The organism is Erwinia plantamica (assembly GCF_043420595.1).
GTDB lineage: Bacteria > Pseudomonadota > Gammaproteobacteria > Enterobacterales > Enterobacteriaceae > Erwinia > Erwinia aeris.
In genome coordinates, this window is record NZ_JBGCUC010000003.1 from 60,280 (window position 1) to 85,775 (window position 25,496).

Below are 25,496 nucleotides of genomic sequence, written 5' to 3' on the forward strand. Positions count from 1 at the left end.
TGATAGCAACAAATAATAAAAAGAGGTTTTATATGCTTTTTAGCGATATAGGAGTGAGGCGCGCCGACGCGCGCCCGCAGAAAGGCATTAGCTCACCAGCATCAGTTCACGCTCTTCAATCGTCGGTTTGTTGAGCAGCGACAGCAGGATATTTTTTACCGCCTGCGCAGAAGGAGAAAGCGGCGAGCGCGCCGAAACGTTCAGCGACAGCGGCAGGTTCAGCGTTGGGCTGTTGATGCGCGCCATCCAGGCATCGGTGGAGCTGACCAGCGCGCGCGCTGCGGATTCCGGCAGTACGGTCACACCCATGCCGCTGGAGACGGCGGCGGTCAGCGTGGCGATCGATTCAATTTCGCCGATAATGCGGGCGCTCAGGCGGCGCAGCGAAAACGCTTCGTCAACGCGTTTGCGCACGGCGCTGTAGTCGCGCGGCAGAAACAGGTTCATTTTGGCCACGTCGGCTAAATCGATGTTTTGTCCAGGGCAGTCGGTTGCGCCAACCAGATAAAGTTCTTCTTTCATCAACGGCAGGCTGGTGATGCCGGCGGACGGCGCGCGGTCGTAAAGTACGGCCATATCAAGCTGCCCATCTATCACTTTTTCGTTTAGCGATGCGCCGCTGTTTTCGTGCAGGTAAACCAGCACTTCCGGAAACTGTTCGCGCACGGTTTGCAATAAAGGCATGGTCAGCGAAGAGGCGGCGGTGCCCGGCGCCAGACCGATCGAAACCTGGCCGGTCAGCGTCTGCCCGGCGTTGATCACCGCCGTTTGCGCCTGTTCGCACTGCCGTAAAATGGTACGGGCGTGGGCGTATAAAATCTTCCCGGCTTCCGTAGGCGTCACGCCGCGCTTGGTACGGATAAGCAGCTGCTGGTCCAGCTCGTTCTCCAGCGTGGCAACCTGCTGACTGAGCGCAGGCTGCGCAATATGCAGCACCTCTGCGGCCTGGGTCAGGCTGCCAATATCGACGATTTTTACAAAATATTTCAGTCGTCTTAAGTTCATTTTGCCTCCGTCACGGGACGCCATTGTTACTGGCGCTAAAAAATAAGTTTTCACTCTGGTGCGGGTTAAGAATTGCAAGTGACGTGCCAGAAACTTCCGGCTGCGCTTTCAGCCCATTTGTTTCAGGCTAAGCGCCGGTAAAATAAGAGAATCTGATTACCTTTAAAGGAGTAACGCTTTTTTTTAATGCTTTCACCAACCGCTTGCCTGCACCGATGAGGTGCAAAATATGCTGTCAGGCTGTGCATGGTAACGTTTACATGGCATAAAAAAGCGGCGGCTGAGAGGAATACAGGGGCCGGCCTGGCCCCTGCCCGCTAGCGCTTTTTACGATTGCGGTACATATCCACTGAAACGGCGCTGACGATAATAATGCCTTTGATAATGTCCTGAACGTAGGCGTCCACGCCAACAAAGGTAAAGCCGCTCTTAATCAGCCCTAAAATCACCGCGCCGATCAGCGTACCTGTAATCCTCCCTACGCCACCCATCAGGCTGCTGCCGCCGATGACGGCGGCGGCAATCGCATCCAGCTCATAGGACATGCCCATGCTGGACTGGCCGCTGCTGACGCGCGCCGCCAGGACTACGCCAGCCAGGCCGGAAAGCCCGCCCGCGATGGTATAAACAATCACCAGGTATTTATTGACGTTAATCCCGGAAACTTTCGCCGAGGTCATATTGCCGCCAATGGCGTAAACGTACTTGCCGTAACGGGTGTGTTTCAGCGCGATATGGAAAATGACCGCGACGACCAGGAAGATGACTACCGGCATTGCGCCCTGGCCGATGGCGGTAAAACTGTCGGAAAGGAAGCTGATCGGGTTGCCCTGCGTGTAGTATTGCGCCAGCCCGCGCGCGGAAACCATCATGCCCAGCGTGGCGATAAAGGGCGGAATACCGGTTTTAGTGATCAGCACGCCATTCACCACCCCGCAAAGCAACCCCACGCCGACCCCGGCTACGATCGGCACCGCCGCAGGCATGTTGACCAGCGACGGGAACATCGGGGAAAGGCTGTCGGAGGTTTGCGCCAGGCTGGCCGCCACCACGGCGGTTAAAGCAATCACCGAGCCGGATGAGAGATCAATCCCCGTGGTAATAATCACCTGGGTCACGCCGACCGCAATAATGCCGATAATGGCAACCTGCAAAATAATCAGCACCAGCCGGTTTGGATTAAGCAAAAACGATTGATCGCGCACGTACCAGCCTGCCGCTTCAAAAATCAGCGCGATGGCGACCATCACGATAAAAATGCCGGTATCCTTCGGCATCTTTCCCTTAAAACTGCTTAAAAACGTTGCCGAAGACGGCTGTTGGCCACTCATTTTTACGTCGCTCATGGTTTCAGCCCTTATTCAGACGCCAGTGACAAAATGGATTCCTGATCGGCCTCTTCTTTATTGAGGATGCCGGTGATGCGGCCGCCGTGCATGACCATCACCCGATCGCTCATGCCGAGTATTTCCGGCAGTTCAGAAGAAACCATGATGATGGCGACGCCGCGATTCGCCAGTTCGCTGATTAGCCGGTAAATTTCCGCTTTCGCGCCCACGTCGATGCCGCGCGTCGGCTCGTCCAGGATCAGGACTTTGGGCTGTGCCAGCAGCCAGCGGGCGATCAGCACCTTTTGCTGGTTGCCGCCGCTGAGGTTATTGATGATTTGATCCATAGTGGGCGTTTTGATGTTCAGCCGACGGATCTGCTCCATGCAGTCCTTCGCCATCTGGATATGACTGACAAAGCCCGCGCGGCTGCTGTATTCCGGCATGTTGACGATGCTCATGTTTTCCATCACCGACAGCACCAGAAACAGCCCGGACTTTTTCCGATCTTCAGTAAGAAAAGCCAGCCCCTTTTCTATCGCCGTGGCAGGCGAATCTATTTTTACCGGCACGCCGTCTATCAGAATTTCGCCGCCGTCGGGGCTGGTCATGCCAAACAGGCTTTCCATCACCTCGCTGCGGCCCGCGCCGACCAGCCCCGCCACGCCCAGAATTTCACCACGGCGCACGCCGAAGCTGATGTCATCAAACACGCCTTTACGCTGTAAATGACGTACCGTCAGCACCTCTTCGCCAATGGCCGTGTTGAACTTGGGAAAAAGCTGGGTCAGCTCGCGCCCGACCATCTGGGTAATCAGCGACTGCCGCGTATAGTCCGCCGTCGCGCTGCTACCGACCCAGGCACCGTCGCGAAATACGCTGACCTCATCGGTAATCGTAAAGATTTCATCCATTTTGTGGCTGATATAGATGATGGCTTTACCCTGCTCTCTGAGATCGCGAATGATAGCGAAAAGATGCGAAACCTCGGTTTCAGTCAGCGCGGAGGTTGGCTCATCCATGATCACCACATCCGCATTCCAGGATACGGCTTTAGCGATCTCTACCATTTGCTGCGAGGCGATGCTCAAATCGCCCACCAGATCGTCCGGCGCAAGGCGAATGTTCAGCTTGTTTAACAACTCGCGGGTCTGGCGATGAAGGCTGCCGTGATCGACAAAGCCATATTTCATCGGCTCGCGGCCCAGCCAGATGTTTTCCGCCACCGTCATATGAGGCACCAGGTTAAGCTCCTGGTGGATCATCGAAATGCCTGCGCGCAGCGCGTCCAGCGTGTCCTGAAACGCTACCGCCTCGCCCCTGACGCGGATTAAGCCTTCATCCGGGCGATAAATTCCTATCAGGCATTTCATCAGCGTGGATTTTCCCGCGCCGTTTTCGCCCATCAGCGCGTGTACGCTGCCGGGCCTGACCCGTAAAGAGACGTTGTTCAGTGCCTTTACGCCAGGAAAAAACTTGCTGATGCCTTCGGCTTCAAGCGCATATGCGGTCATGATGCACCCCGGCTATTTCTGGTTCAGGCTGGTAAACTTCGCCATGTTTTCTTTGGTGATCAGCTGGAAAGGGATATCGACGTTCGATTCCACGTTTTCACCTTTTGCCAGCTTCACCGCCGCCTGTACCGCCCCCTCGCCCTGGCCTTTTGCGTCCTGAAAAACGGTAGCGACCATTTTGCCGTTTTTGATCATTTGCAGCGCGTCCGGCGTGCCGTCAACCCCCGCCACCAGCACGTGGTCGCTGTTTTTTCCCAGCGCCTGAAGCGCGCCAATCGCCATTTCGTCATTATTGGCAGCGATCGCCTGAATATCGTCGCCAGCGGTGAGCCAGTTACTGACCACATCTACCGCATCGTTACGCATAAACTTCGCGGTCTGCTCCTGAACGATTTTTAAACCAGGATATTTCGCAACAATCTCCTTCACGCCTTTGGTACGTTCACGCGTCGATTCATTGGCCAGATCGCCTAACAGGATGGCGACGTTGCCTTTGTAATTCATTTGTTTAGCCAGCGCTTCCATCTGCAAACGCCCCGCCAGCTGCGAGTTGGAGCCAACATAGGCCATTTTGCCCGTCAGTTCGGCTGCGGGACGGCGGTTAATAAAAATCAGCGGGATGCCCGCCTTGCTGGCCTGATCCATAATCGGTTTAACCGCGTTGGTGTCGACCGGATTGACGATAATGGCGTCCACGCCCTGCCCGATAAAGTTCTGCACCTGCTGTAGCTGCTGGGAAACATCGTTTTTGGCATCTTCTACCTGCCCTTTAACGTTTTCTTTTTGAAGTTCTTTTTGCATAGAATTGCGAACGATGGTGAGGAAGTTGTCGTCAAACAGCGCCATTGAGACACCCATCTGGAGATCTTTTGCCAGCGCGACAGCAGGCAGCGAACAGACTAACAGTAACCCTGCAACGAATTTTTTCATGATAGAGCCCTTATGTGATTAGCTTGTGCGGCTGGCTGGACCTCGAATGAAAGATATTTTTTACATTCACACAACTTCACCGGTGCCTGGATAACATTTTTAAGCGGTGAAAAAGCAATGTCTTAGTCAGATTGCTCCTGGTTATTAACAATATTTATCAAAAGCTTAATTTAGTTTTTCAGTCTTTATCGCTTCGACATATAGCGGCCGACTGACTGATCAGTGCAATTATTCCATAATTAACATTTTTGAAACTTTTTACATAAAAGCACCGAAACGCACGTTTTAAAAACGGCAAACAACAAAATTTTGACACACCTCTAACATCAGCAAGGCATTCGCCGTAAAGTGCGATCTGGCGCAAGAGATTGAATTTTGCCCGAACGGGCGAGAAACAGAGCGGGTTGCTGATTTTGCGGCCGAACGCGCGGCAAAATGGCATTCGACCTTTGACACGCCCGGACGCGGCCGTTACTATGCGCCCCATCGAAACCGATTCCTCTGTAGTTCAGTCGGTAGAACGGCGGACTGTTAATCCGTATGTCACTGGTTCGAGTCCAGTCAGAGGAGCCATATTTATGTTGTCATGCATCTTCACGAATCTTTATATTATTAAGATTCAACAAGCTAGCGTGAAAACCTACCCAATGCATTTTCATTCCCCCTCTGCATTGGGCAAGATTTGGGGTCATTTCAGTTTTACTATGGAGTGACCGCCCAGTGTTTCTGAACGTCACTAAAATCCACAGCTTTAAGCCTTCTGAAAATCCCTTTACGCTGACCGATTCTCATCTCCTGTATTTGCTTGTCGATTCAGGCGGTTAAAACCTCTGGTATTTCAAATATCGCTTTAACCGAAAGGATCTTCCCTTGCTCTGGATGCATATTCGCAAGCCTCGCAAAAACGAGGGCGCTGTATGTGACAGCGCCCTCGTTCAGGTGGCCTAAAAAACATTAGCTCAACATGGCCTCCAGGCGGGCCAGCACTTCATTCACAACGACGTCAGGTATACGTTCCAGTCGCTTACCATTTCGGGCCGCCATATCAATGGTTCTGGGCTGGTCGCAGCGGATCACGCCCGTCGTTTTTGTTCCCGCCTCGTCCAGTGAAACGGTAAAACCGGCTGTTCGGGCAACGTTTCCGCCGTGGGTAACGGGAACAATAACGGGTAGCCGGGTCAGCTTGTTAAACGATGCCTTCGATACGATCAGTACCGGACGTTGTCCACTTTGCTCGTGGCCGGCAATCGGATCCAGTGAAACAAGCCAGATTTCCCCTCTGTCCATTTACAGGATCTCCTTGCCCATCGCAGGCGCATCAATCCATTCACGATCCTCTTCGCTCATTTCGGCGTGCGGATCGCACTGCGCCAGCAGCTCCTCAAGCGAATAACGGGGCCGTTTTTGGGGTTCAATAATCAGGCAGCCATTATCAATGGTCATACCTACTTCGCTGTCCGTCGACAGCGCCAGCGTTTTCAACACGGCAGGAGGAACCGCCAACATGACGGATCCGCCGACCTTTTTCAGGCGAGTGGTATACATAGAGCACCTCCGGATATTATATTTTAATATAACATCCAGGGCAGACGATGCACAATTATTCATCAGATTCATTGTGATTTCCTTAGCGTAAGAAAGCCTTAACCCATCGAAGGACAGAGCCGGTAGTCTTCAAAGCGGCATTGCCGGTAAAACGGCAAGCATCCTGATACATCAGGCGTTTCTTTCAGATCCTAAAGCATGCCATGCAGAGAGGAGCTTAATGCGCGACAAAGAGGGCCGATAATAGAAAACTGTTTTTTCGGTGCAAAGATTTATTACGAATCGGATAAACAAAATGCGGCATATCTTCCGTATTCAGGCTGCGCCGGAGGGTTATCAGTGATAGCGCGAAGGCCCGTTTTTTCAGGCGCAGGCCCAGCACTTCCGCTATCAGCTTTTCGCCGTGGGCCAGCGCTGGTTAAGAGCGTTGGACAGCGTGGAGGACGCCAGCCCAGCGTTACGGGAAACGGCCGCCAGCGACCTCTCCCTTTTTTCAGCGACGCAATAATGTCGGCAGGATAGCAGTCGGTTGCGTCATGCGGTCACCTTATTGATAAACATCACACCGTCGGCAATGCGTATCTAACGCGTTGATTTAAGTTCGGCGGCAAAAAACCAAAGCAGCTCACCGAAAACTCGTTCTGCTACATAGTAATTTATCAATTTTAGACAACCCTGAGGTTGGCACCTTAGCTGCGCCGTCTTTTTACGCGCTGCGTTTTTTCAGCAAGGTCTGATAATTAAACATGCGGCACCCCAGGCGCCCTCGCTGCCTTCATCATGGATATCGGAAATAATCTGTTCGACCCGATAACGATCGGAGATATTCTCGCTGACATAGGTTTCTACGCGTTCGAATTTATTAAGCACTTTCTGCGCCCCGCTGAGCAATTCGCCATCCGCTGCCGAATAATAGTAAGCAAATACGCCAAATTTTATGGATGAGGCGTCGCGGTTAATAGAAAGCACTGAGGTTATCCTTTCAATATCGTGATACCAGCCCGACGGGCCGCCCGGCTGGTTTTTGACTTCGATTACCGCTCGCGGCTGGGCTTTCCCCCACCACAGCAGGAGATCGAAACGGCCGCTCAAACGCGCCTTAACCGGCTTTGGCCCCGGCGCTATCGCGCCCGCGTGATCCATTGAGCTAAGCCCATTGCTTTCAAGCGTCACGAATTTAGCGCCCGGCATGTCGCTTAGCGCTTTGGCAATATAGGTAGTGAGCATATATTCCGCAGCCGTCCAGACCCAGTATCCGCCGGACATTTGACGATAATCTTTATGCGCTTTTTCTATACCTGAAATGATAGCGCCACTAATTGTTTCAGTTGAAACGGCAGCCATTTGGTGATCCTTATAAAAAAAGGATAAGCCTATACCGCAGGGCCGTTTTCTATGGCCTTAATAACGTTAATTATTAACCTTATTTCGGAGCTTAAAGATAAACCTTCACAGGGAATTTTGTCATAACGCTTGTTCTTTAGCCAGGCGCTGTGTTTTTTTATTCATTTTTGGCGCCCCAAGTGGTGAACTTATTTTTTTGCCTATATTTGAATCAGTCGCATCCAAAAATCACATTTCCCCTTTGATAGTCTGCTGCGTCCTCGTTATAATTCGCCCCGTTTCAACAATTCCTCTGTAGTTCAGTCGGTAGAACGGCGGACTGTTAATCCGTATGTCACTGGTTCGAGTCCAGTCAGAGGAGCCATATTAGAGAAGCCCGCTTAAGGAAACTTAAGCGGGCTTCTTGCTTATCGACCTTGTTCTGCCTTTTACTCTTTATCTGTCGGCGTTGCGTTTTCATCGATCCTGGTCTCGCCCTGATTACGCAGTGCTTCGGATAAACACTCTGCGCCCTGGCTCAGCAGGGTGCCGTGCCAAAAGGGTGCCGGTAAAGTGCTGACTGCATGGCGCTGCCGCCCAAGGTTAAGCATTCTCTCGTTAGCCGATTGGTGTCATGCCCCTTTATCAACGCTACTCTTTTAACCTCATCACATCTGCTCGCTATTGTTCCACAGCTTAAGGAACCAGGCGGTTTTTCTGTTCACTTACTCTTTCTTACTTTGCAGTGAAGTCGGATCGGGCTGCCCTTGCCGTGCCGGTTTGCTACCTGAGACAAATAAAAAGGAGGATTTATGTCAACAACCTTTAATAGTGCTCTTATTCCCTTGTTCAATTACCTCAAGCTAACGCCTGAGATGCGGGGCGATGAAGAAGCCTTTGAGTTAGTGATGTGGTCAGATTTATCGCTGCGGCTTTTGCATTATCCCGGTAACCACATCACCTTTAGCTGCCTGCTTCCTTTCAGGACGGCTAATGACATTACCACTGAGCTTCTCTGGGAACTCCTGCAGGCAAATTTGATGAACGAAGAGTTCCCTCCCATTGTGCTGGCGGCTTCGGCAAACAGTGACGAACTAGTGATATGGTCGCGTTTGCCGATGAACACGGCAGATCCTCAGGCCCTGATTGCCCTGTACGAAAATATGGCTTTTTATACTCATACGCTGGGACAGCGTCTGGGCATCATCAGCCAGCACCTTCCTGATGAAGTCGGAGTCGGATTATGATGCGTATATTTTCTTCTGGCAGCAGCCGCCAAACTCAGCAGAGCCAGCCCGCTCATCAGAGCCTCAGCGCGACACAAATGCAGGCATCCGGCCCCTTTCAGCATCAGGTCAGGGTGGTTTCACCACAGACGCTGCAAAGCATGGATCTGGCGGCGCAAGTCCAACAGGAAGTGCGTACGCAATTAGGGCGTGGTGGTAATCAGTGGTTGCCGCTTGTGGCCGATAAGGGAGAGAGTGCGATGCGCGGTATCATGGCCGTGCGCGCTGCGGACCGCTTTAGTCATGAAGCCAGTGAACGCTTTACACAACGGTTTCCTGACGCGGCGACCGGCCTGGATCGTGCTTATGCGAGTGGACACAGCGCCCTGAGAGTGCAAGGAGGACATTGTCAGGAATTTGCCGATCTGGCCTACACGCAAGTGGCGGCCAGAGGAGCCAATAAGCCCGTGTTTAATACTCTCTACAATAATGACCACGTCCTGGTGCTGTTAGGAGACAAACGTCAGGAAGATCCGGTAGTGCTTGATGCCTGGCAACATCTGCCGATTGTGACCACGCTGGAGAACAGCAAACTCGATCCAGGCAGGCTTGACGTTATCCAGCAGCGAAACGATCCCCGCCCCGATCCGCACGCCCAGTGGGCGCTGCGCCATGTACGTACCATGCCAATGGCGGAGATCGAGGATATATTAACCTCGACTACCTATCCGCCAGTGGGGAAAAAATTTGTCAAACATATGGTAGAAAGTGCGCGGGCGAAGGAACCTGGACGTTATGACGTACGCTCGCTGGCGAAAGATCCCAGTACCCGCTTCACTGACGATCCCGCCCGGGCGGCGAAACCTTTTGACGTCATGTCTGCCTCATCCCTATCCAGTACCCGACGAACTATTGAGAAATATGAACAGGCTGCAGCCGCCGATCCCGGGGGCTATGGCAAGGCAAAGCGTTTCTGAATACGGCATCGGTGACCGGCGCTTTGCGCCTGCGTAAGTGCGCCTGAACCCAACCTCTTCTGAGTAAAAAATTTACTGGTCAGCCAATAGATTACGACACAGGTTGGGCTCATTCCTGTAACAGGCGGAGTGTGCAACCGGCTAAGGGTTGCAGCAATCTTACGCAGGATCATTCGTGCTTTTGCAAGATTGGGTGTATGCCGATCCAGGGTGGACGCTGCAATAGTTTTCGCTGCAAGCTATGGGCCTTTTCTTTCTCTCGCTCAGGTTTCATACCTGAACGCCATCGCTTTTTCTTATGGAAAATCGTCAATAATCGAGATGAAAATCTCAAAAAGGTTAATATATAACCATAAGAAATTATGAACTGTAACAATTCAACATTTCTACACCTTTAGCAGTTCAGAAGAAAAATAAAATCCTGACCAACAAAAAACAACATAATTATCAATTAGTTGAAAAGAGCACATTCTCTCCATAAAAGATACACACCAGTTTTACTAATCAATAATCAATGATTTATTGTGATAACACTCACACTTACATAAAAATGTATTAACATAAAATTATCAAATTACATTACTTTTAAATCTCCGGTGACATTTACTTAATTTTCCTTACATTAATTAAAGATCACTGCGTTTACATTTTTGTTTAACAACAATCCAAGTCAAATTACAGGAGCAATAACCATGAATGATTTCGAAAGCAAAGAGTTTCGTTCTTATGTATCTCCAACTGAGACTCAAGATTTTGATGTTGAATTCAAAATTGAAAATGTACAGCTGGCTGAGATTGAACTGGATAACGAACTGTTATTAGCAACTCACCGCTGCTAATAAGATCGTCGGGTTCTGGGGGCAACCCCAGAACTTAAATTTATAACTTATCGTGAGAATTCTCTATGAGCGTATTCCGGCCACATGTTGAAGATGTCGCAAGTGTTGAAAACCACCAGTTTGAAGAAACATTTTTCAATAAGACCCAGCCCGTGCAGTATGCAAATTTGAACAGCGACATGCCTGCCTATAAAAAATGGAGTTTTGAATTTTTTAAAGCGCGCTGTAGCGAGATATTATGTCAGGTAAGTGATAACTTAGAGGATCCGGCAAACATCACCAGAAAGATTTCAATATCAGAATACATTGATCTGATGAAAAATGGCGAGCAATGCCCCTATATGACAGGCTGGAGTTATCAAAAAAGCTTGCCTGAGCTGGACGAAGATATCTTTTTTCCAAAATTCCACCCGGATGATTTCATCGATCGTTTGCCAAAAAGAATGCAATTCCGCAGACGATGGGTGTTTTTTGGAAAAAAAGGAATAAATTGCGATCTTCACATTGACTGTTTTTCAACCAGCGCATGGTTAATGATGATTGAAGGTCAAAAAACATTCCGCGCTATATCTCCACTTCATCGTCACCATATTGAAATGGGGACTTCATTATTTAATGAGGAAGTCGTAGCACATCTGGATGAATTGAACGTTGAGATCGTTGAATTCACTCTTACTCCCGGGACTATTCTCTACGTGCCGACTGGATGGGTACATGAAATCCGTAATGACACGGATAATATCATGGTGACAGGTGGTTTTACCTCCAGACAGCATGCCATAAGATTTTATAAAAATTATCACTCCTATATCTCCCGAGATTCAAATGAGAGTGACATTGCTTTCAATGATTACCTCGAAGTGCTTACAGAAAATAAATTAAAAATATCGGATGAAGTCAGGAATTCTATTATAGAGGAGGTCTCTTACACTAAAGAAAAAATAGAGATCTTGCTTAGAAAACAAAAAATGTATGAAGAGATGATTAAGACAACCGCTTAGGTAAACGGCCTGAATATCATGAATAATTTAAATATCGCTGTTGATGTTTTCCCTTATAAAGAAGATATCTGGTCGATCTGTGATTACAGCGGAGAGCAAATTTACAGCAAGCTTGCGCTCCCGTTGTTCTCTTTGGAAAAGGGCGAAGTCGAGCTCTTAGGTGCCGAATCCTTCCAACAGACGGCTGACTCCCTCAGAATAACTATCAGAAAAGATTTATTCTGGAGTAATGGCGATAACGTGAAAGCTGCGGATTATGTGCGGGCGATCAGACATATCTGTTATGATGAGAATAATCGTTATAATAAGATCCTTGCATCTGTAGCGAAACTGGGTTCAGAAACAGAAATCCATAATGACCACAGCTTCACTATTCAAACCTCATGGTATGACCCCTTTATTATTCAGTATTTATCTTTATTGAATTTCTCTCCCAAACACGAGCATAGTGATGACGTTTCTGCCGGACCTTATGTTCTTTTGAAAAAACAGGATAACGTTTATCAGCTGGTTGCTAATAAATATTTTACACTTGATAAGCACCTGCCTAATGTGGAAAAAATCAATTATCTTCTGGTTGAAAAAGATCCGAACGGCGAGGCCTTTTTTGACGGTAAAGTGCATGTCAGTTGCAACACTGCCGTTAACCTGAAAAATTACCGTACCTTCACGGCTAAGCAAAATTTTGTGGCTGCTGAAGGGAACTTAATGATGATACTTTCTCCCGGAAGAAAATTTGATAAACTGCCAGACTACGTCAAAGAAATTTTAACTTGTAAAATTAATCGCAGCTCAATTGCAGCACGTTACGACAATATATTAAAGCCGGTTACGTCATGGATGTCTGTGTATTTTGATGGTTCTTATCATCCGCTCAGGGATACTATCACCTACTCAAAAAACAGCTTTGTTATCGACATATCTTACGAAGATTTCTATCCAAATGATGAAATTCTTGAAGATATTGCTGAACAACTCTCTTGCTTTAATATTGAGGTCCGCAAACATCAGGACAAATATGGCTACTGGCGTTCCGAATCCCATTTACGCTTTGAAATTCGTAAAATTCCTCAGCGAAATCCTGTACAAATCATTCGATCTGATTTGAGTCATGTATCTACGAGTCATGTAAAATTTGAGAAAATAAAAAAGCTGTATTCCTTGCTTTTTACTGAAGCGCTATCATCTCAACAACCAGAAATATTCAAAGCTATTGATTTTTATTTGCGGGAGCAGTGTCTTAGCCTTCCGTTATTTATCTTTCCCACTGGTTTTTTTTGTCACAGTTCAATTCTGGAAAACACCTTATATGCTCCGGGACGTAAGGTTCTCATAAAGGAAACCGTGAGTGAAAATTAAACTGAATGCCTCGATCATAAGATCCGATGATAAAATCATATTTTTGGGTAAAAAAAATTACCAGATGACCGACATTATTGGGCCTGAGGTGGAATATTTTTTAACCAGGCTTGAAACAGGCCTGGACGAGACAGAATTACAGTCGTGGCTTAAAGATGATTGCTGCTATGCACTTTATAAAACAATGTGCAGCTTGAATTTGCTGGTACTGTCGGAAAATAAATATAGTGGCACCGTTTTAGAGAAAACCTATGATTTCCTTAATTTTCATTTAGGAACGTTACACTCACCGTTTAGCTTCAAGAATGATATCCATATAGCCCTGATTGGATGCGGTGGAACAGGATCAAATGTAGGGCTGTGTCTGGCCTCATCGGGGATCAAAAAATTCACGCTGATCGACTATGATAAAGTTCAGATAAGTAATCTGAACCGCCAGTTTGCTTATGATTCTGCCGATATTGGCAAAAGCAAGGTGCAGTGCTTAAAAGATAAATTGCTCAGAATAAATGCTGAGGTCAACGTTTCTTTATACGAGCGTAAAATTACCTGCTCAGAAGATCTGCATTGTCTCCCTGATGATGTTAATTTACTGGTATCCGCTATCGATACGCCTGCCATTAAGTCATCCCTCTACATCGTTGAATATGCTATGCGCCACAAAGTCCCGGTTATCTTTGGATCTGCAGGATACGATACTATTACAGCAGGCCCTCTGTTAACCACTGAAGCGGCCAAAACCGAATTCCTTAGCCTTTTGCAGAAGAGTTCACACGCAGTAACAAAACCTATAACAGGATCTATCGCATCCACTAATTTACTGCTGAGTGCAATATTGGCTAACAATATTACCAGCCTTTTTTATCCTTTTAGCAAACCCGACTTGATTAATGTGAGAAAAATATATAATCCTGTCAGCATGATTACAATGGGGGAAATAAGCTATGACAATAACTAAAAGAGATATTTTTTCCATATATTTAAACCGGGAAGTTGTTGAACAAGAGTGTACACTCTGGCGTCAATTTGTTGCCTGTAATAAAAAACAAACCATTCTTAATTTCCTTACAGAAAACCACGCCTACGCTCCCTGGCCCGAAAAGGTTGTTTGCTATCAGGCAGCCAATCGTGACGATTATCAGGCAGTTCTGAAATCAGTTGCTGCGGAAATGCAACGTCAAAATGAAAAATTCTCGGCAATACATTACTCTGCAATGAACAGTTACAGAGAAAATATTCTGGCAGCGATTGAATTGCTCTCTACCAACAGTGCCGTGATGGATTATACCTTGAGGAATCTTATTGGTCGTGTTGTTGTTGTCAGTTGCGACTCACTTGTAGCAACCAGTTCCGTGCTTTTTTTAGGTCTTATTGTTATCTCGCCTAAAGAAGACTGGACGCTATCTGATTATGTCGAAAATATTATTCACGAGATGTCTCATATTGAACTCTATATTAAGCAACTGCTCGATCCCCTTGTATCGACAGGAACTTACCTGAAAAGTCCTTTTCGTGATCAACCCCGTCCTGCCAACGGGGTCTTTCATGCTGCATTTGTTTTAACTCGCATTATTTTTTATATGCGAAACCTTACCTTCCCAGGAGCACATAAGCAGTCTGCCGCCGTCAATATTAACAAAGCATCGCTGTTATTGCAGGAGACACTGGCGCAGTTTGACCATAAGAATTTCCTTACGGCACAAGGCAGTAGCATAGCAGAAGAAATGTGTTTGGTCTTATCTCAATTTCAGAAAGAGGATGCAGCCAGTGCAATTATTTAAAAATGAGCAAGCATTTTTGGAAAACTGCCGCATTAATGATTTGACAGGTACATGTTTTCTTATTCATGAGTATTGTTTTCACTGGCCATTGTTTACGCAGGGCAATTTTTCTTTTATTGAGAAAAATTACGGTAGCGATAAGATATTTATTGAGGAAGGAATAAATAAATCGGGCAGAGTGGAAATTACGGTAAGTGATTATATCAAGCGTATTCAATCTGGCGTTAAAGGCATGGGTAACTGGTCATGGCAGCCACATCTTTCCCACGCAAAATCACTTAACGACAGTTTCACCGTGCCCAAAGCCATTACATTAAATAATATTGAGAAATCGTTAGTAGGCGAGCTGGTTCTTGCACCCTGGATTTTGATGTCTGCGCCTGAAACAGTCACCAGCATGCATCAGGATATGCTCAGCGTGAACGGCATTGTCGGACAGTTGCAGGGCGTAAAAGAATTTACGTTAGTGGCACCGCAGTATGCGCTTGAAGAGGGTAAATTTTACAGCACATACGAGCTCGAAGCGTTGGGTATTCCTTTTGAGTGCGTAGTGCTTCATCCCGGTGATTTTCTTTACTTTCCTGCGCACTGGTGGCATCAGGCAAAAACGATTGAATGCTCGGTGACCTTCATTCATAGTACAGTAAATCTGTACAATATGACCGCCTTTTTGGATGATGCCATCTCTCAAATGCCGGCCTTGATACAAAGAGTGCAGTCAGCAGCGAAAAAACGTGGCTATTTCGGCGACAGAATTAACTGGTTGTGTAATGGATTCCGGTCATTGGGGTAAGAGAATGTTTAGAGCAGAAGTAAAGGAACGGCTGGCACTGTTTGAAAACAAGAATTTTTTGTTTTTCACCGTGAGCGGCCTTTTTGCCACTTTTGGCAACGGATTAAATTATATTGCGCTTTCCTGGCTGGCCTATAACAAAACCAACTCTGTTAAAGGCGTGGCGATAATGATGTTTTGCATCTGGATGCCCAGTATCCTTTTCGCCCCTTTATTTGGCCTGCTTGCCGATCGTTACAATCGTAAAGCACAAATCATTATCTCAAATCTGGTCAGGGGGATGGTTATCGTTGCATGGGTCCTGATGTGGGAAATGAATATTGAGCCAGATCTGATGATTTTGTGCTCTCTGCTTGGGGTGTTTATCTCATTTTACATGCCTTCCGCGGTGCCTTTTATTCAAAGTATCGTGCCTGAAAAGGAGCTTGTTAGCGCTAATGCGACCATTGATATGGTTTACGAATTCGGCACTATTATGGGAATGGGTTTAAGTGGCTTCATACTGGCTGTAGCAGGCATCAAAGGCACGCTGCTTATCGGTGGTATACTTTTTATTATCGCTGGCCTTTTCAACCTTGCCATGCGTACGGTAGCAACGGCAGAAAGCGCAAATAAACAAAGTGAAGGCTGGTGGTATAGCTATACCTCTTCGCTGAGATACTTTAAAAGTAAGCCTGCGCTTTTTATGCCTTATATGAGCCAGATGATAATAATGGTTCTTTTGATGACTATTCCTATTATTTTAGTTCCTTATACTCGTGAAGTGCTGCATGCGAGCACACGAGTATTTGCCCTTTATGAAGCGCTCTATTCGCTGGGAGTTTTGGCCGGCGGCTTTTTATCACCTGTGCTTTGTAAAAAAACCAGCATCAGGAAAACGCTGGCCTTGCTTTTATTGGTCATGGCTGGCGGTTTATATATTCTCTCTGTAAATGATGCTGTTATTTTGGTATTCCCGGTTTATTTCCTTATTGGTTTTGGGATTTCCAGCTGGGCCCTGTCGATATCTCTTTCACAACTTCACTGTGAGCCTGAGTATCAGGGGAGACTTCAGGCTACTTTTAACGGTCTGTCGGGAATACTTATTCTTGCCATGTATCTTCTTATGGCAAAAGAAGGGAATGGCTTATCCTCGCAGGGGGTTTACCTGACTCAGTCGGTTCTTGCGCTAGCGGGCATTGTGATTGTGCTTTTTTATCGTAAAGGGGATCTTCGTGAATCGTAAAGAACAAGTTTTCCTCTCAACTAATCAGTTGAGTTACCATAATACAACCCATCTGTTGTTTAGCGATGTCTCTCTTTCATTAAACTCCGCTGAAAAGGTGGGCTTAGTTGGATTCAACGGTGCCGGTAAGTCTACCCTGCTACAGCTGTTGACTAAGAAGCTGGAGCCGAGTTCAGGCCAGGTTACTCACGCCAAATCGTTACGTTATTATCTGGTGGAACAGCGTTTTCCAGAGCACTTATTATCTTTGACGCCAGAAGAGGCTCTTCTTGATGTTTTAGAAACTGATGAGCGCATAAGTGAAAGCTGGCGCGCTGAAGTTATTCTTGAAAATATTGGTATGGGGCTTACCCAGCGTGACACGCCGTGTTCAGAACTTAGCGGTGGCCAGCAGACGCGCCTGTTACTGGGTAGAGCGCAGCTCTCTGCTCCCAATGTTCTTTTACTTGATGAGCCTTCAAACCATCTTGATTTGCCGACGTTAATCTGGCTTGAAACCTTTTTAGCAGACTGGCGTGGAAGCTTAATTCTGGTTTCCCATGATACCCGCATGCTTGATACTGTCACCAACAGTACCTGGATTATTGCTAATGGCGGCGTGCATCAATATCGACTCCCCTGCACGCAAGCTTTAGTGCAGCACGAACAAAGCGATCTTGCCTGCCAGCAGCAATATCAGGATCAGGCAAACGAAATTGAGCGCATTGAAGCCAGCGCGCGTCAGCTGGCGGTGTGGGGTAAAGAGCAGCACAGTAAAAGCTCGGCAAGAAAAGCGCAGTCCATGTTCAAACGTGTCGACAAACTCAAGCTTGAGCAAAATACTTTACCAGAGCCTTATCCCTGGAATCTCTCCTTTCCCGGACAAATGCTGCCGGCAAAACGACTCCTGTTTTGCAATGAGGTCATGGTCAGAGCGCCAGGGCAGACTACAATCCTGTACGCAATAGATGAGCTGTTGATTCAGCCAGGAGAAAAAATTGCTTTAATCGGTGCCAATGGCATGGGTAAGTCGACTCTGCTGCAGCTTATCTGGAAGAGTTATCTGGAACGGGATCGGGCCATTACGCTGCATGACTCGACGGTGATGGCCTATTACGATCAGCTGCAAAATGGCGTGGATAGCGAGCTGGATATGATGAATGCATTATTCAGTTTCTGCAGTACGTCGCGCGTGAATGCCAATAATGAGCAGCTGAAGCAGGCGTTACTTAAAGCCGGATTCCCCTGGGAACGTCTGCAGAGTAAAGTCAGAACATTGAGTGGGGGAGAAAGAGCAAGATTATTATTTGCAGGTATATCCCTTATCAACAGTCATCTGCTTTTGCTGGATGAGCCCACTAACCATCTGGATATTTCAGGTAAAGAGGCCCTTGAACGTCAGTTAGCAGAGTTTAACGGCACTGTGCTTCTGGTCTCGCACGATCGTAGTCTTATTGAAAAGGTCTGCAAACGCTTTTTAGTGATAAGCGATGGAAAGCTGCACTCTTTCAACGACTACCACAAGGCTTACAGCGCCTCACAAATGACAGTTGAAGGTTATCTACTGAGTAATGCGTCATGATCTGTTGCTGAACAGAGCCTGTCTCATTCGATATTGGGGCTTTACCCGCCCCTCGTCTGTAAAGATCATATTTCACCCGGTATTGTGGCTTTACCTGTCCCTCCCACCAGCATTTTTACTCCTGCCGCCTCTGCTGCCCGGGTCATCTCTTCGGCATCAGCCACATCAGCGCCAGCGGTTTTTCTGAGAAGACGTGCTTACCGTGGCGAATCGCTTCCAGCGCCATCTCCTTGTGCAGGCAGTTGGGCGCGCAAATATCCACCCCATCTCTCTCAGGCTCGGCAACCCGTTCACGCCAGTCGCCTGTTGACCGTTTGAACCCCAGCAATGCAGCCCGCGGTTTCGCCACCTCAAGGTTCACTTCCGCCACCATTTCCCCCCTTTAACGAAAAAACGGTGGAAACCTGTGCATAAGCAATTGCGTGGCAGCGTCCGATATAGCCGCTACCAATCAGTCCAACTCTGACCTTTTCCATTCTTGTTCCTTGCCGGTGAGCGAAGCGCGTGCATGGAATGCATATTTCAAAATAAGAGGCGGCAACCACGAAATGAAATAAACGTAATTATTCTGACGTAAACGGCTGTTATGCTTGTTGCCATTTGTCAGAGACCTGCGGAGCATTCCGCAAAGAACAGAGATGAGGAACACCTTCTAACCTGAGGAAATCTCAACAAAATGCTGATTTATTCAGCAGCCGGTTAAAAAGGTGCAATCAGGCTTTGACATCCCTCTGCCCTCTGGATATTATGCGCCCGTTCCAACAATTCCTCTGTAGTTCAGTCGGTAGAACGGCGGACTGTTAATCCGTATGTCACTGGTTCGAGTCCAGTCAGAGGAGCCAGATTAGAGAAGCCCGCTTAAAGAAATTTAAGCGGGCTTTTTGCGTTTGTGCCGTCAGGTATTCTGCGCGAAGGGAATGGACTGGCGGCTGCCCTTGTTCATTCTTTAACGGCCGGCCGCTGGCTCGATATCTGAAGGCGCCTGCATCGTAACCACCACCTTCCCTTTTGCATGTCCCTGGCCAAGCCAGGCCAGCGCCTCCTTTGTTTCAGCAAAGGAAAACACTTTGTCGATCGTTGGTTTGATTTGTTCAGCCTCTATTAGCTTGCCAATTTGGGTCAGCTGCTCCCCCTCCGGGCGAACAAAAAGAAAAGAATAGGTCAGACGTCGTTTTTTGCTGAGGCGCGTGATTTTTCGGCTCATCATTTTCATCACAAAAGTCAGAAAAAAGTTTACCCCTCTGTCCCGTGCGAAGGCGGCATCTAAAGGCCCGACAAGAGAAATAATCTGTCCTCCAGGCTTAAGGATCTGTACGGATTTTTCAATCGTATCGCCTTTGAGGGTGCCCAGAACGATATCGTAGCTGCTTAAAACGTTTTCAAACTTTTCTTGTTTATAATCTATCACTTTATCGGAGCCAAGCTGACTAACCCACCCGACGTTAGCCGTGCTGGTAGTCGTGGCCGTCGTGGCGCCCAGGTGCTTAGCCAGCTGGATAGCAAAGGTGCCAATGCCTCCCGAGCCTGCCGGAATGAAAATCTTCTGGCCCGGCCGCAGTCTGCCCCGCTCCGTCAGCGCCTGCCAGGCCGTGAGGCTTACCATCGGCAGCGACGCCGCCTGCACGAAATCGAGATTTGCGGGTTTTAAGGCGGCTGCACTTTCAGGCACGGCTGCAAATTCGGCAAGAGAGCCTGTTCCACTGTCGAACAGGCTGGCAAAAACTTCATCGCCTGGCCTGAAGCGAGTGACCTGCTTGCCCACCGCAATAACTACGCCAGACAAGTCGCTCCCCAATACTCCCGGAAGTTTAAAATGCAGAACCGGCTTAAATATTCCAGTGGGGATCATATTATCAATGGGGTTCAGCCCCACCGCGTAAATTTTTACCAGAATTTCATTGGCGTTGATCGCTGGATAATCGACTTTTTCGAACCCCAGCTCAGGATGTTTGCCATAGCGTTTAAACGTGAAGGCTTTCATCGTTTTATTCATTTATTATTTACCTGCAACGGCCGGTTGCGAAAATATTCTTTCTTATCAAGCTAAGGCTATTTCGGCTTCGCCGGATAATTTCGCCGGCGCACGGCTTTTCCGTGAAAAGAGAAAGGCCCTGCGCCGACAAGAAAACTCAAGGGATATTGCCTCGTCCTGCTGGCTCCCTCGCTTTGGCTAAAGCGCTTTATATCGCTCCGCCGCTTCCGCCTGTCTGATATCCGCCATCAAAGCCTGACGGGTAGCATCAAGGGCATCCCAGCGTGCCGCATTATGTAAAGGCGGAATGGTGACAAGTTCCCGACGGTCAAAGCCAACCAGCGCGGCATCGACCAGCTCGCCCACTTCCATCATTTGGGGCAAAGTGCGGGTATCAATGCCTGTCCGCTGCCAGATTTCCGTATAGGTTCCGGCAGGAAGCACCGCCTGCACGTAAATGCCTTTGGAAGAGAGCTCGTGATCCATCCCCTGCGATAAAAAGAGAACAAAGGCTTTGGTCGCGCCATAAACCGACATGCCAAATTCAGGGGCCAGGCCGACAACGGAGCCGATGTTGACGATCGCGCCTTCACCAGCTTCAACAAAGCGTGCCGCTGCCGCCCTCGCCAGTCGCGTCAGCGCCGTTATGTTAAGCGCGATAAGCCGCTCGATCGCATCAGGCTGCTGGCCGATAAAGTTACCCGACTGGCCGACGCCCGCGTTATTGATAAGAATACCGATCCGCGCGTCATCACGCAGACGAGCTTCGACAGCCGTTAAATCCTCTGCCTGGGTGAGATCGGCAGGCAGAACGTCGACGGAAATCCCCCTTTCATGACGCAAACGTTCTGCAAGGCTATCCAGTTTTGTCTTGTCGCGAGCGACCAGCACAAGGTTGTGGCCCCGTGAGGCGAACCGTTCCGCGTATACAGCACCAATCCCTGTAGAAGCGCCGGTAATAAGAACTGTCGATTGGGTCATAAGTTATTCTTCTCTGTTAAAAAATAAATGAGAGCGGCGCCAGGCGATACAGACAGAATCGGGCGCTGGCAAGGTTATGCGTTAACGGCGCCATCGAGGCCCACAGGGGGGAAACAGGTGCTGGCGCTTCCCCTGCCAATGAACGTCCGATGACGCAAATTAATGATGGTGATCGTAATCTAAAAAGTCAATCAGTTTGATTACGATCGTCATCAATGTATACTGAGCGTGGAAATGACAGGTGGAAAGGGTAAACCGATGAAGGTGTCGAAAGAGCAGGTTCGTGAAAACCGCAGGCGCATTGTCGAAACGGCTTCGGAGCTGTTTCGCGAGCGGGGCTACGACGGTGTGGGCGTTGCAGAGCTGATGTCAGCCGCCGGTTTAACCCACGGTGGGTTCTACAAGCACTTTGGTTCCAAAGCTGATTTGATGGCAGAGGCGCTGGGCTGCGGTTTTGCGCGCTCCGCCGAGAATGCTTCAGGCGTCGGTCGGGAACAATTTGTTGAACACTATCTGTCACGGCAGCATCGGGATGCGATGGGAAAAGGGTGTGCGATTTCGGCGCTGGCGGCCGATACGGCGCGTCAGCCTGAATCAATTAAGGCAGTATTTGCGGCAGGTATTGAAAACCATCTGGCCCGTTTAGCGCATGAAGAGCAGGCAAGCGCCGAAACCCGTGCCGACCTGCTTACTACCCTTGCACAGCTTGTCGGCGCGCTGGTGCTGTCACGTGCCTGCCCTGATGATTCTGCTCTGGCCGATGAGATTCTGGCTGTTAGCCGCTCGCGTATTCTCGGTCAGGAAGACGAGGCGAAATAAGGTTTCGATTTAAAAAAGCCCGCTTTTACAGCGGGCTTTTTGCTCTTCCCCTTGCGGCAAGTGGCATCAGCTACAGTAGATCCCGCCACGTCATAATCAGCTTCGCCGGTAACGGCTCCGCCAGCAGCGCCGCGTCCGGCTGCCAGCTGTCCCAGGCGCGGAAAGCGCTGAAATCAAGCCCGGTCAGGGTTTCCAGCGCGCTGACGGCAACCCGGTATTCATCCACATTGGGCACCGCTTCCGGCTGCGCCTGCGGCAATACGCGGCGCGGTTCGTCCAGCAATTTATCCTGGCTCACCAGCAGTGCCGTAGCCTGTGGCTTGCCCTGCGGCCCGATGCGCAAAACGACCTTCCAGAACATCAGCGGCACCGCTAAATCCGCATATTGCCTGCTTTGCTCGTTAAGCACCGGCCCGGTCAGCACGCTGATCCGCTGCTTTGACTGCAGGACGCCAGACTCAAGGATGTAGCGCTCAACGCCCTGCCAGTACTGCAAACTCTGATTAAAGCGGAAATGCTGCGGTGAGCAGTTGGTAAAGTGAAAAGTATCTTTATTGGCGCGCACCGCTTCGGCCGCGCTGCCCCAGGTGGGATCGCTGCGGCGGGTCAGATGGCCCCGATCGAACCAGCGGCTGAACTCGCTGTAAAACGCCTGACCGGTGACGAAACGGCTGTCGATGCGGCTGTCTTCATACCAGCGGTCGCCCTCCGGCAGCAGCGAAGGCTGTCCGCTGTCGCGATCGATATTGATATAGCTCGCGCCATCAATGTTGGTGGCGGTAAAAAAGGCCAGCCGCCGCTCACCGCTCATCAGCAGAGAAAAGTGCTGATAGTCGAGCCTGGCCTCTGCGCCTTTGCTGCCGTCGCGCAATGGGGCGACTTCCGCCGCGCGCGGAGCGATAATCTCCGCCATATCAATATGCGTACCGGCAAGAAAGTCGGCCTGATAACCATCACGATTACCATAATTGCTCTCCGGCGCGGCGGCGCTGGCGACGGGACGCAGCGGCGTAGCGTCCGAAGTTAACGCCTGCATCAGCTGTGCCTGCATATCGGCGGACAGCTGCGGCAGCTCGCCTTTCAGCCAGTCGGTTAAGGCGCTGAGGCGTATGCCTTCATTAACCCATTTTTCGCCGTCCTCAACGGCACCGTGGTGCAGCGCCACCAGCTGCCAGCCGTCGTTGAACACGGGCGCGCCGGACGATCCGCCCTCGCTGTCGGCTTCGTAATGCAGAAACTGCTCGTGCCGCGCCAGCAGCGCATTATTACGCAGCGTGAGCTGCTGTGGCGCGCCGCCCGGATGATGGATAAGGTTCAGGCTGATACCCAGCGCATGTTTATCGTTGCGATCGTTAAGCGCCAGCGGCAACGGCGTTTCCCCGCTGCCGCTAAGGGCCTCGCCCAGCGCAATCAGCGTGCAGTCGAACGCCTCTGTCGGGCTGGTCAGCCAGAAACGCTCTGCATCCAGCGTGTAAAGCCGCCCGTCGCTAATTTCGCCAGTCTCGCTCTGACGGAAGCCGAACTGTACCGTCACCGTGCCTGAAGCAGGCGGTTCAGGCAGCACGTGATGGTTGGTGATAAACAGGCCGCCGTGGGTCAGAAAGCCGCTGCCCTCAGGAATGCCGTCTTTGCGGATCAGCCCTACCGCCCGCGCCGAACTCAGGCCCTGCTGCAAAAAAGAAACCGGCAGCAGATCGCGCTCGCCAATAATCAGGCTCTGCCGGGTTCGCTGCTGAAAAGCATAGCGCTGCGCGCGTCGCCGATCCGGCTCGGCCTGCTCACCCTGCGCCAGGGCCGCGCGGGTTTGTTCTCGTTGCTCTGCGGTCAGCGCCAGTCTTGCAGCAATCAGCTCGTTAATTTTCATTCGCCTCTCCATGCCAGGGATATGTGCCTTTTAACCATAGCTGCTGCCTGTGACGGAACAAGCGCTACGCTGTTACGCCCTCGTCATGCCGTTCCGGCTGCTGCGATATTTTATCGGCGTCATAGCCAGGTTTTGCCGTGAAACGGTGCAAAAATATTGCGGCGTGCTGTAACCGCACAGACGGCTGATTTCGGCCACCGGCAGCGAGGTGGTTTCCAGCAGCTCCTTCGCTCTGGCAAATTTCTCATCCTGGATCACCTTATGGATCGTGGTGCCCAGCTCGGTCATAAATTTTTTATCCAGATTGGAACGAGAGGTGCCGACCGCTTCCAGAACCTGTTCAACGGTGGCGCCCCGGCAGGCGTTTTTACGGATAAACCCCATCGCCTTCACCACCATAGCGTCGATAATCGATCGGTAATCGGTAGACTGCCGGGCAATTACGCTTTCCGGGGCGATTATCACCGGTTCGCTACTTACGCGACGGCCTGAAAGCAGATTGTCCAGCAGCCTGGCCGCTTCGAATCCCATTCTGCGCGTGCCCTGCACTACCGAAGAGAGCGAAATTCGCGACAGATATCGAGTTAATTCTTCATTATCAATGCCGATCACGCACAGGCTTTCCGGCACCGCAATGCCGATATGCTCACAGGTTTGCAGGATGTGCCTGGCGCGGGCATCCGTGACGGCGACGATGCCGGTATGGGCGGGCAGCGAATGCAGCCATTCGGCCAGCTTCTGCTGGGCCGTTTCCCAGGTGTTGCTGTCCGTGACCATGCCTTCATAAAGCATGCCGGGAAAGGCCATATCGCAGGTCAAACGCCGGAACGCCGCGGCCCGCTCCTGCGCCCAGCGTTTTCCTGCCTCGGCGGGCAGGCCGAAAAAAGCGAAGCGCTCAATGCCTTTCTCGGTAAGATGATGCAAAGCCGCAGCCACCAGCGCCTCGTTGTCCGTGGCGACATAGCTGACGCCGGGATAGTCTTCCCGATTACTGTAGGAGCCGCCCACGCCCACAACAGGCATAGCGATCTGGCTAAGCTGTGCGGCCAGCTGCGCGTCGTCAAAGTCCGCAATAATACCGCTGCCGGAAAGAATGTTCTCGTTCAGGTGATGAACGCTGAAATCTTCTTCTATATAGATATCCCAGTCGCACTGCGAGGCGTAAAAATACTCGCCTATCCCCTCAATGATCTGGCGGTCATAGGCTTTGTTAGCGTTGAACAGCAGCGAAATCCTGGCGTGCCTGGCGGGAGCCTCATTTTTCTTCATATTCAGACCCTGAAACTAAAGCGACCGCTTCAATATGAAGAGTTTTTTTGTAAAGACAAGGGATTGGGGGGAGCAACCGTCAGGTCTGCTCGGGCGATCAAAAAAATGCGGCGCGGCTTCCTCCCGTTACCGCGAAGAAGCCGCTGACTGCCGCTTAACGCAAAGCGGTGGCGTTGCTGCCAGA

The 25,496-nt window shown here is 49.8% G+C and carries 22 protein-coding genes, 3 tRNA genes and 2 pseudogenes; 14 read left to right on the top strand and 13 right to left on the bottom strand.

Going from position 1 to position 25,496, the window contains the following annotated elements; all coding sequences use genetic code 11:
- Positions 1 to 87: 87 nt before the first annotated feature.
- The 4 genes from nac to AB3U87_RS03730 form a co-directional block, all read right to left on the bottom strand.
- Positions 88 to 1,005: a nitrogen assimilation transcriptional regulator NAC gene (nac, locus tag AB3U87_RS03715; protein ID WP_394148437.1), complete on the bottom strand. Its 918-nt coding sequence runs from the start codon at positions 1,003 to 1,005 to the stop codon at positions 88 to 90.
- Positions 1,006 to 1,322: 317 nt separating this feature from the next.
- Positions 1,323 to 2,336 (bottom strand): ABC transporter permease, encoded by a 1,014-nt coding sequence (locus AB3U87_RS03720; protein WP_370734459.1) that lies wholly within the window; start codon positions 2,334 to 2,336, stop codon positions 1,323 to 1,325.
- A 26-nt stretch (positions 2,337 to 2,362) separates the two neighbouring features.
- A complete protein-coding gene (locus AB3U87_RS03725; RefSeq protein WP_301251014.1) occupies positions 2,363 to 3,847 on the bottom strand; it encodes a sugar ABC transporter ATP-binding protein in 1,485 nt (494 codons plus the stop codon).
- A gap of 12 nt (positions 3,848 to 3,859) precedes the next feature.
- On the bottom strand, positions 3,860 to 4,777 hold the full coding sequence (locus AB3U87_RS03730) for a sugar ABC transporter substrate-binding protein (protein WP_253460345.1): 918 nt from the start codon (positions 4,775 to 4,777) through the stop codon (positions 3,860 to 3,862).
- 497 nt (positions 4,778 to 5,274) lie between these two features.
- Here AB3U87_RS03730 and AB3U87_RS03735 point away from each other — a divergent pair.
- Positions 5,275 to 5,350, top strand: a tRNA-Asn gene (locus tag AB3U87_RS03735).
- A gap of 381 nt (positions 5,351 to 5,731) precedes the next feature.
- On the opposite strand, the gene AB3U87_RS03740 is transcribed toward AB3U87_RS03735, so the two are convergent.
- From AB3U87_RS03740 to AB3U87_RS03755, 4 genes and pseudogenes are all read right to left on the bottom strand, one after another.
- Positions 5,732 to 6,064 (bottom strand): type II toxin-antitoxin system PemK/MazF family toxin, encoded by a 333-nt coding sequence (locus tag AB3U87_RS03740; protein ID WP_301251018.1) that lies wholly within the window; start codon positions 6,062 to 6,064, stop codon positions 5,732 to 5,734.
- The gene (locus tag AB3U87_RS03745) at positions 6,065 to 6,322 is read right to left on the bottom strand and encodes an AbrB/MazE/SpoVT family DNA-binding domain-containing protein (RefSeq protein WP_253460339.1); all 258 of its coding nucleotides are present in this window, start codon (positions 6,320 to 6,322) and stop codon (positions 6,065 to 6,067) included.
- Between the two features lie 336 nt (positions 6,323 to 6,658).
- Positions 6,659 to 6,831 (bottom strand): annotated as a pseudogene (locus AB3U87_RS03750) (helix-turn-helix domain-containing protein).
- 214 nt (positions 6,832 to 7,045) lie between these two features.
- Positions 7,046 to 7,666, bottom strand: a complete 621-nt coding sequence (locus tag AB3U87_RS03755) for a hypothetical protein (protein ID WP_253460336.1) — start codon at positions 7,664 to 7,666, stop codon at positions 7,046 to 7,048.
- Positions 7,667 to 7,954: 288 nt separating this feature from the next.
- On the opposite strand from AB3U87_RS03755, the gene AB3U87_RS03760 reads away from it, so the two are divergent.
- The 11 genes from AB3U87_RS03760 to AB3U87_RS03810 all read left to right on the top strand — a co-directional run bounded on the left by AB3U87_RS03760 (position 7,955) and on the right by AB3U87_RS03810 (position 18,407).
- Positions 7,955 to 8,030 (top strand) — tRNA-Asn (locus AB3U87_RS03760).
- 427 nt (positions 8,031 to 8,457) lie between these two features.
- Positions 8,458 to 8,892, top strand: a complete 435-nt coding sequence (locus tag AB3U87_RS03765) for a CesT family type III secretion system chaperone (protein WP_394148439.1) — start codon at positions 8,458 to 8,460, stop codon at positions 8,890 to 8,892.
- The gene (locus AB3U87_RS03770; RefSeq protein WP_301730409.1) at positions 8,889 to 9,848 is read left to right on the top strand and encodes a hypothetical protein; all 960 of its coding nucleotides are present in this window, start codon (positions 8,889 to 8,891) and stop codon (positions 9,846 to 9,848) included. The genes AB3U87_RS03765 and AB3U87_RS03770 overlap by 4 nt, the downstream gene beginning before the upstream one ends.
- A 692-nt stretch (positions 9,849 to 10,540) precedes the next feature.
- The gene (locus tag AB3U87_RS03775; RefSeq protein WP_153810780.1) at positions 10,541 to 10,687 is read left to right on the top strand and encodes a hypothetical protein; all 147 of its coding nucleotides are present in this window, start codon (positions 10,541 to 10,543) and stop codon (positions 10,685 to 10,687) included.
- A gap of 65 nt (positions 10,688 to 10,752) precedes the next feature.
- Positions 10,753 to 11,688 (top strand): cupin-like domain-containing protein, encoded by a 936-nt coding sequence (locus tag AB3U87_RS03780; protein WP_253460326.1) that lies wholly within the window; start codon positions 10,753 to 10,755, stop codon positions 11,686 to 11,688.
- An 18-nt stretch (positions 11,689 to 11,706) separates the two neighbouring features.
- Complete coding sequence (locus AB3U87_RS03785; RefSeq protein WP_370734259.1) at positions 11,707 to 13,047, top strand: ABC transporter substrate-binding protein; 1,341 nt, start codon at positions 11,707 to 11,709, stop codon at positions 13,045 to 13,047.
- Positions 13,037 to 14,005 (top strand): ThiF family adenylyltransferase, encoded by a 969-nt coding sequence (locus AB3U87_RS03790; RefSeq protein ID WP_253460320.1) that lies wholly within the window; start codon positions 13,037 to 13,039, stop codon positions 14,003 to 14,005. Before AB3U87_RS03785 ends, AB3U87_RS03790 begins: the two co-directional genes overlap by 11 nt.
- The gene (locus AB3U87_RS03795; RefSeq protein WP_253460317.1) at positions 13,992 to 14,828 is read left to right on the top strand and encodes an aKG-HExxH-type peptide beta-hydroxylase; all 837 of its coding nucleotides are present in this window, start codon (positions 13,992 to 13,994) and stop codon (positions 14,826 to 14,828) included. The genes AB3U87_RS03790 and AB3U87_RS03795 overlap by 14 nt, the downstream gene beginning before the upstream one ends.
- Positions 14,815 to 15,621, top strand: coding sequence for a JmjC domain-containing protein (locus AB3U87_RS03800; protein ID WP_253460314.1), 807 nt, complete (start codon positions 14,815 to 14,817; stop codon positions 15,619 to 15,621). The genes AB3U87_RS03795 and AB3U87_RS03800 overlap by 14 nt, the downstream gene beginning before the upstream one ends.
- Positions 15,599 to 16,846 (top strand): MFS transporter, encoded by a 1,248-nt coding sequence (locus tag AB3U87_RS03805; protein WP_253460311.1) that lies wholly within the window; start codon positions 15,599 to 15,601, stop codon positions 16,844 to 16,846. Before AB3U87_RS03800 ends, AB3U87_RS03805 begins: the two co-directional genes overlap by 23 nt.
- Entirely contained in the window at positions 16,836 to 18,407 is a 1,572-nt protein-coding gene (locus AB3U87_RS03810; protein WP_253460308.1) for an ABC-F family ATP-binding cassette domain-containing protein, read from the top strand. Before AB3U87_RS03805 ends, AB3U87_RS03810 begins: the two co-directional genes overlap by 11 nt.
- Positions 18,408 to 18,508: 101 nt before the next feature.
- On the opposite strand, the pseudogene AB3U87_RS03815 reads toward AB3U87_RS03810, so the two are convergent.
- A pseudogene (locus AB3U87_RS03815) lies at positions 18,509 to 18,883 on the bottom strand (Gfo/Idh/MocA family protein); the annotation flags it as partial.
- A gap of 290 nt (positions 18,884 to 19,173) precedes the next feature.
- On the opposite strand from AB3U87_RS03815, the gene AB3U87_RS03820 reads away from it, so the two are divergent.
- Positions 19,174 to 19,249: transfer RNA gene (locus AB3U87_RS03820), tRNA-Asn, on the top strand.
- Between the two features lie 104 nt (positions 19,250 to 19,353).
- Here the strand turns inward: AB3U87_RS03820 and AB3U87_RS03825 are convergent.
- Positions 19,354 to 20,388, bottom strand: coding sequence for an NADP-dependent oxidoreductase (locus tag AB3U87_RS03825; protein ID WP_394148563.1), 1,035 nt, complete (start codon positions 20,386 to 20,388; stop codon positions 19,354 to 19,356).
- 189 nt (positions 20,389 to 20,577) lie between these two features.
- Positions 20,578 to 21,360 carry an SDR family NAD(P)-dependent oxidoreductase gene (locus tag AB3U87_RS03830; RefSeq protein ID WP_394148442.1) on the bottom strand — a complete coding sequence of 261 codons (783 nt, stop codon included), beginning with the start codon at positions 21,358 to 21,360 and terminating at the stop codon, positions 20,578 to 20,580.
- A gap of 258 nt (positions 21,361 to 21,618) precedes the next feature.
- On the opposite strand from AB3U87_RS03830, the gene AB3U87_RS03835 reads away from it, so the two are divergent.
- The gene (locus tag AB3U87_RS03835) at positions 21,619 to 22,179 is read left to right on the top strand and encodes a TetR/AcrR family transcriptional regulator (protein ID WP_394148565.1); all 561 of its coding nucleotides are present in this window, start codon (positions 21,619 to 21,621) and stop codon (positions 22,177 to 22,179) included.
- 70 nt (positions 22,180 to 22,249) lie between these two features.
- On the opposite strand, the gene AB3U87_RS03840 is transcribed toward AB3U87_RS03835, so the two are convergent.
- On the bottom strand, positions 22,250 to 24,043 hold the full coding sequence (locus AB3U87_RS03840) for a DNA/RNA non-specific endonuclease (protein ID WP_301251030.1): 1,794 nt from the start codon (positions 24,041 to 24,043) through the stop codon (positions 22,250 to 22,252).
- Between the two features lie 72 nt (positions 24,044 to 24,115).
- Positions 24,116 to 25,312, bottom strand: a complete 1,197-nt coding sequence (locus AB3U87_RS03845) for a XylR family transcriptional regulator (protein ID WP_301251031.1) — start codon at positions 25,310 to 25,312, stop codon at positions 24,116 to 24,118.
- Between the last annotated feature and the right edge of the window lie 184 nt (positions 25,313 to 25,496).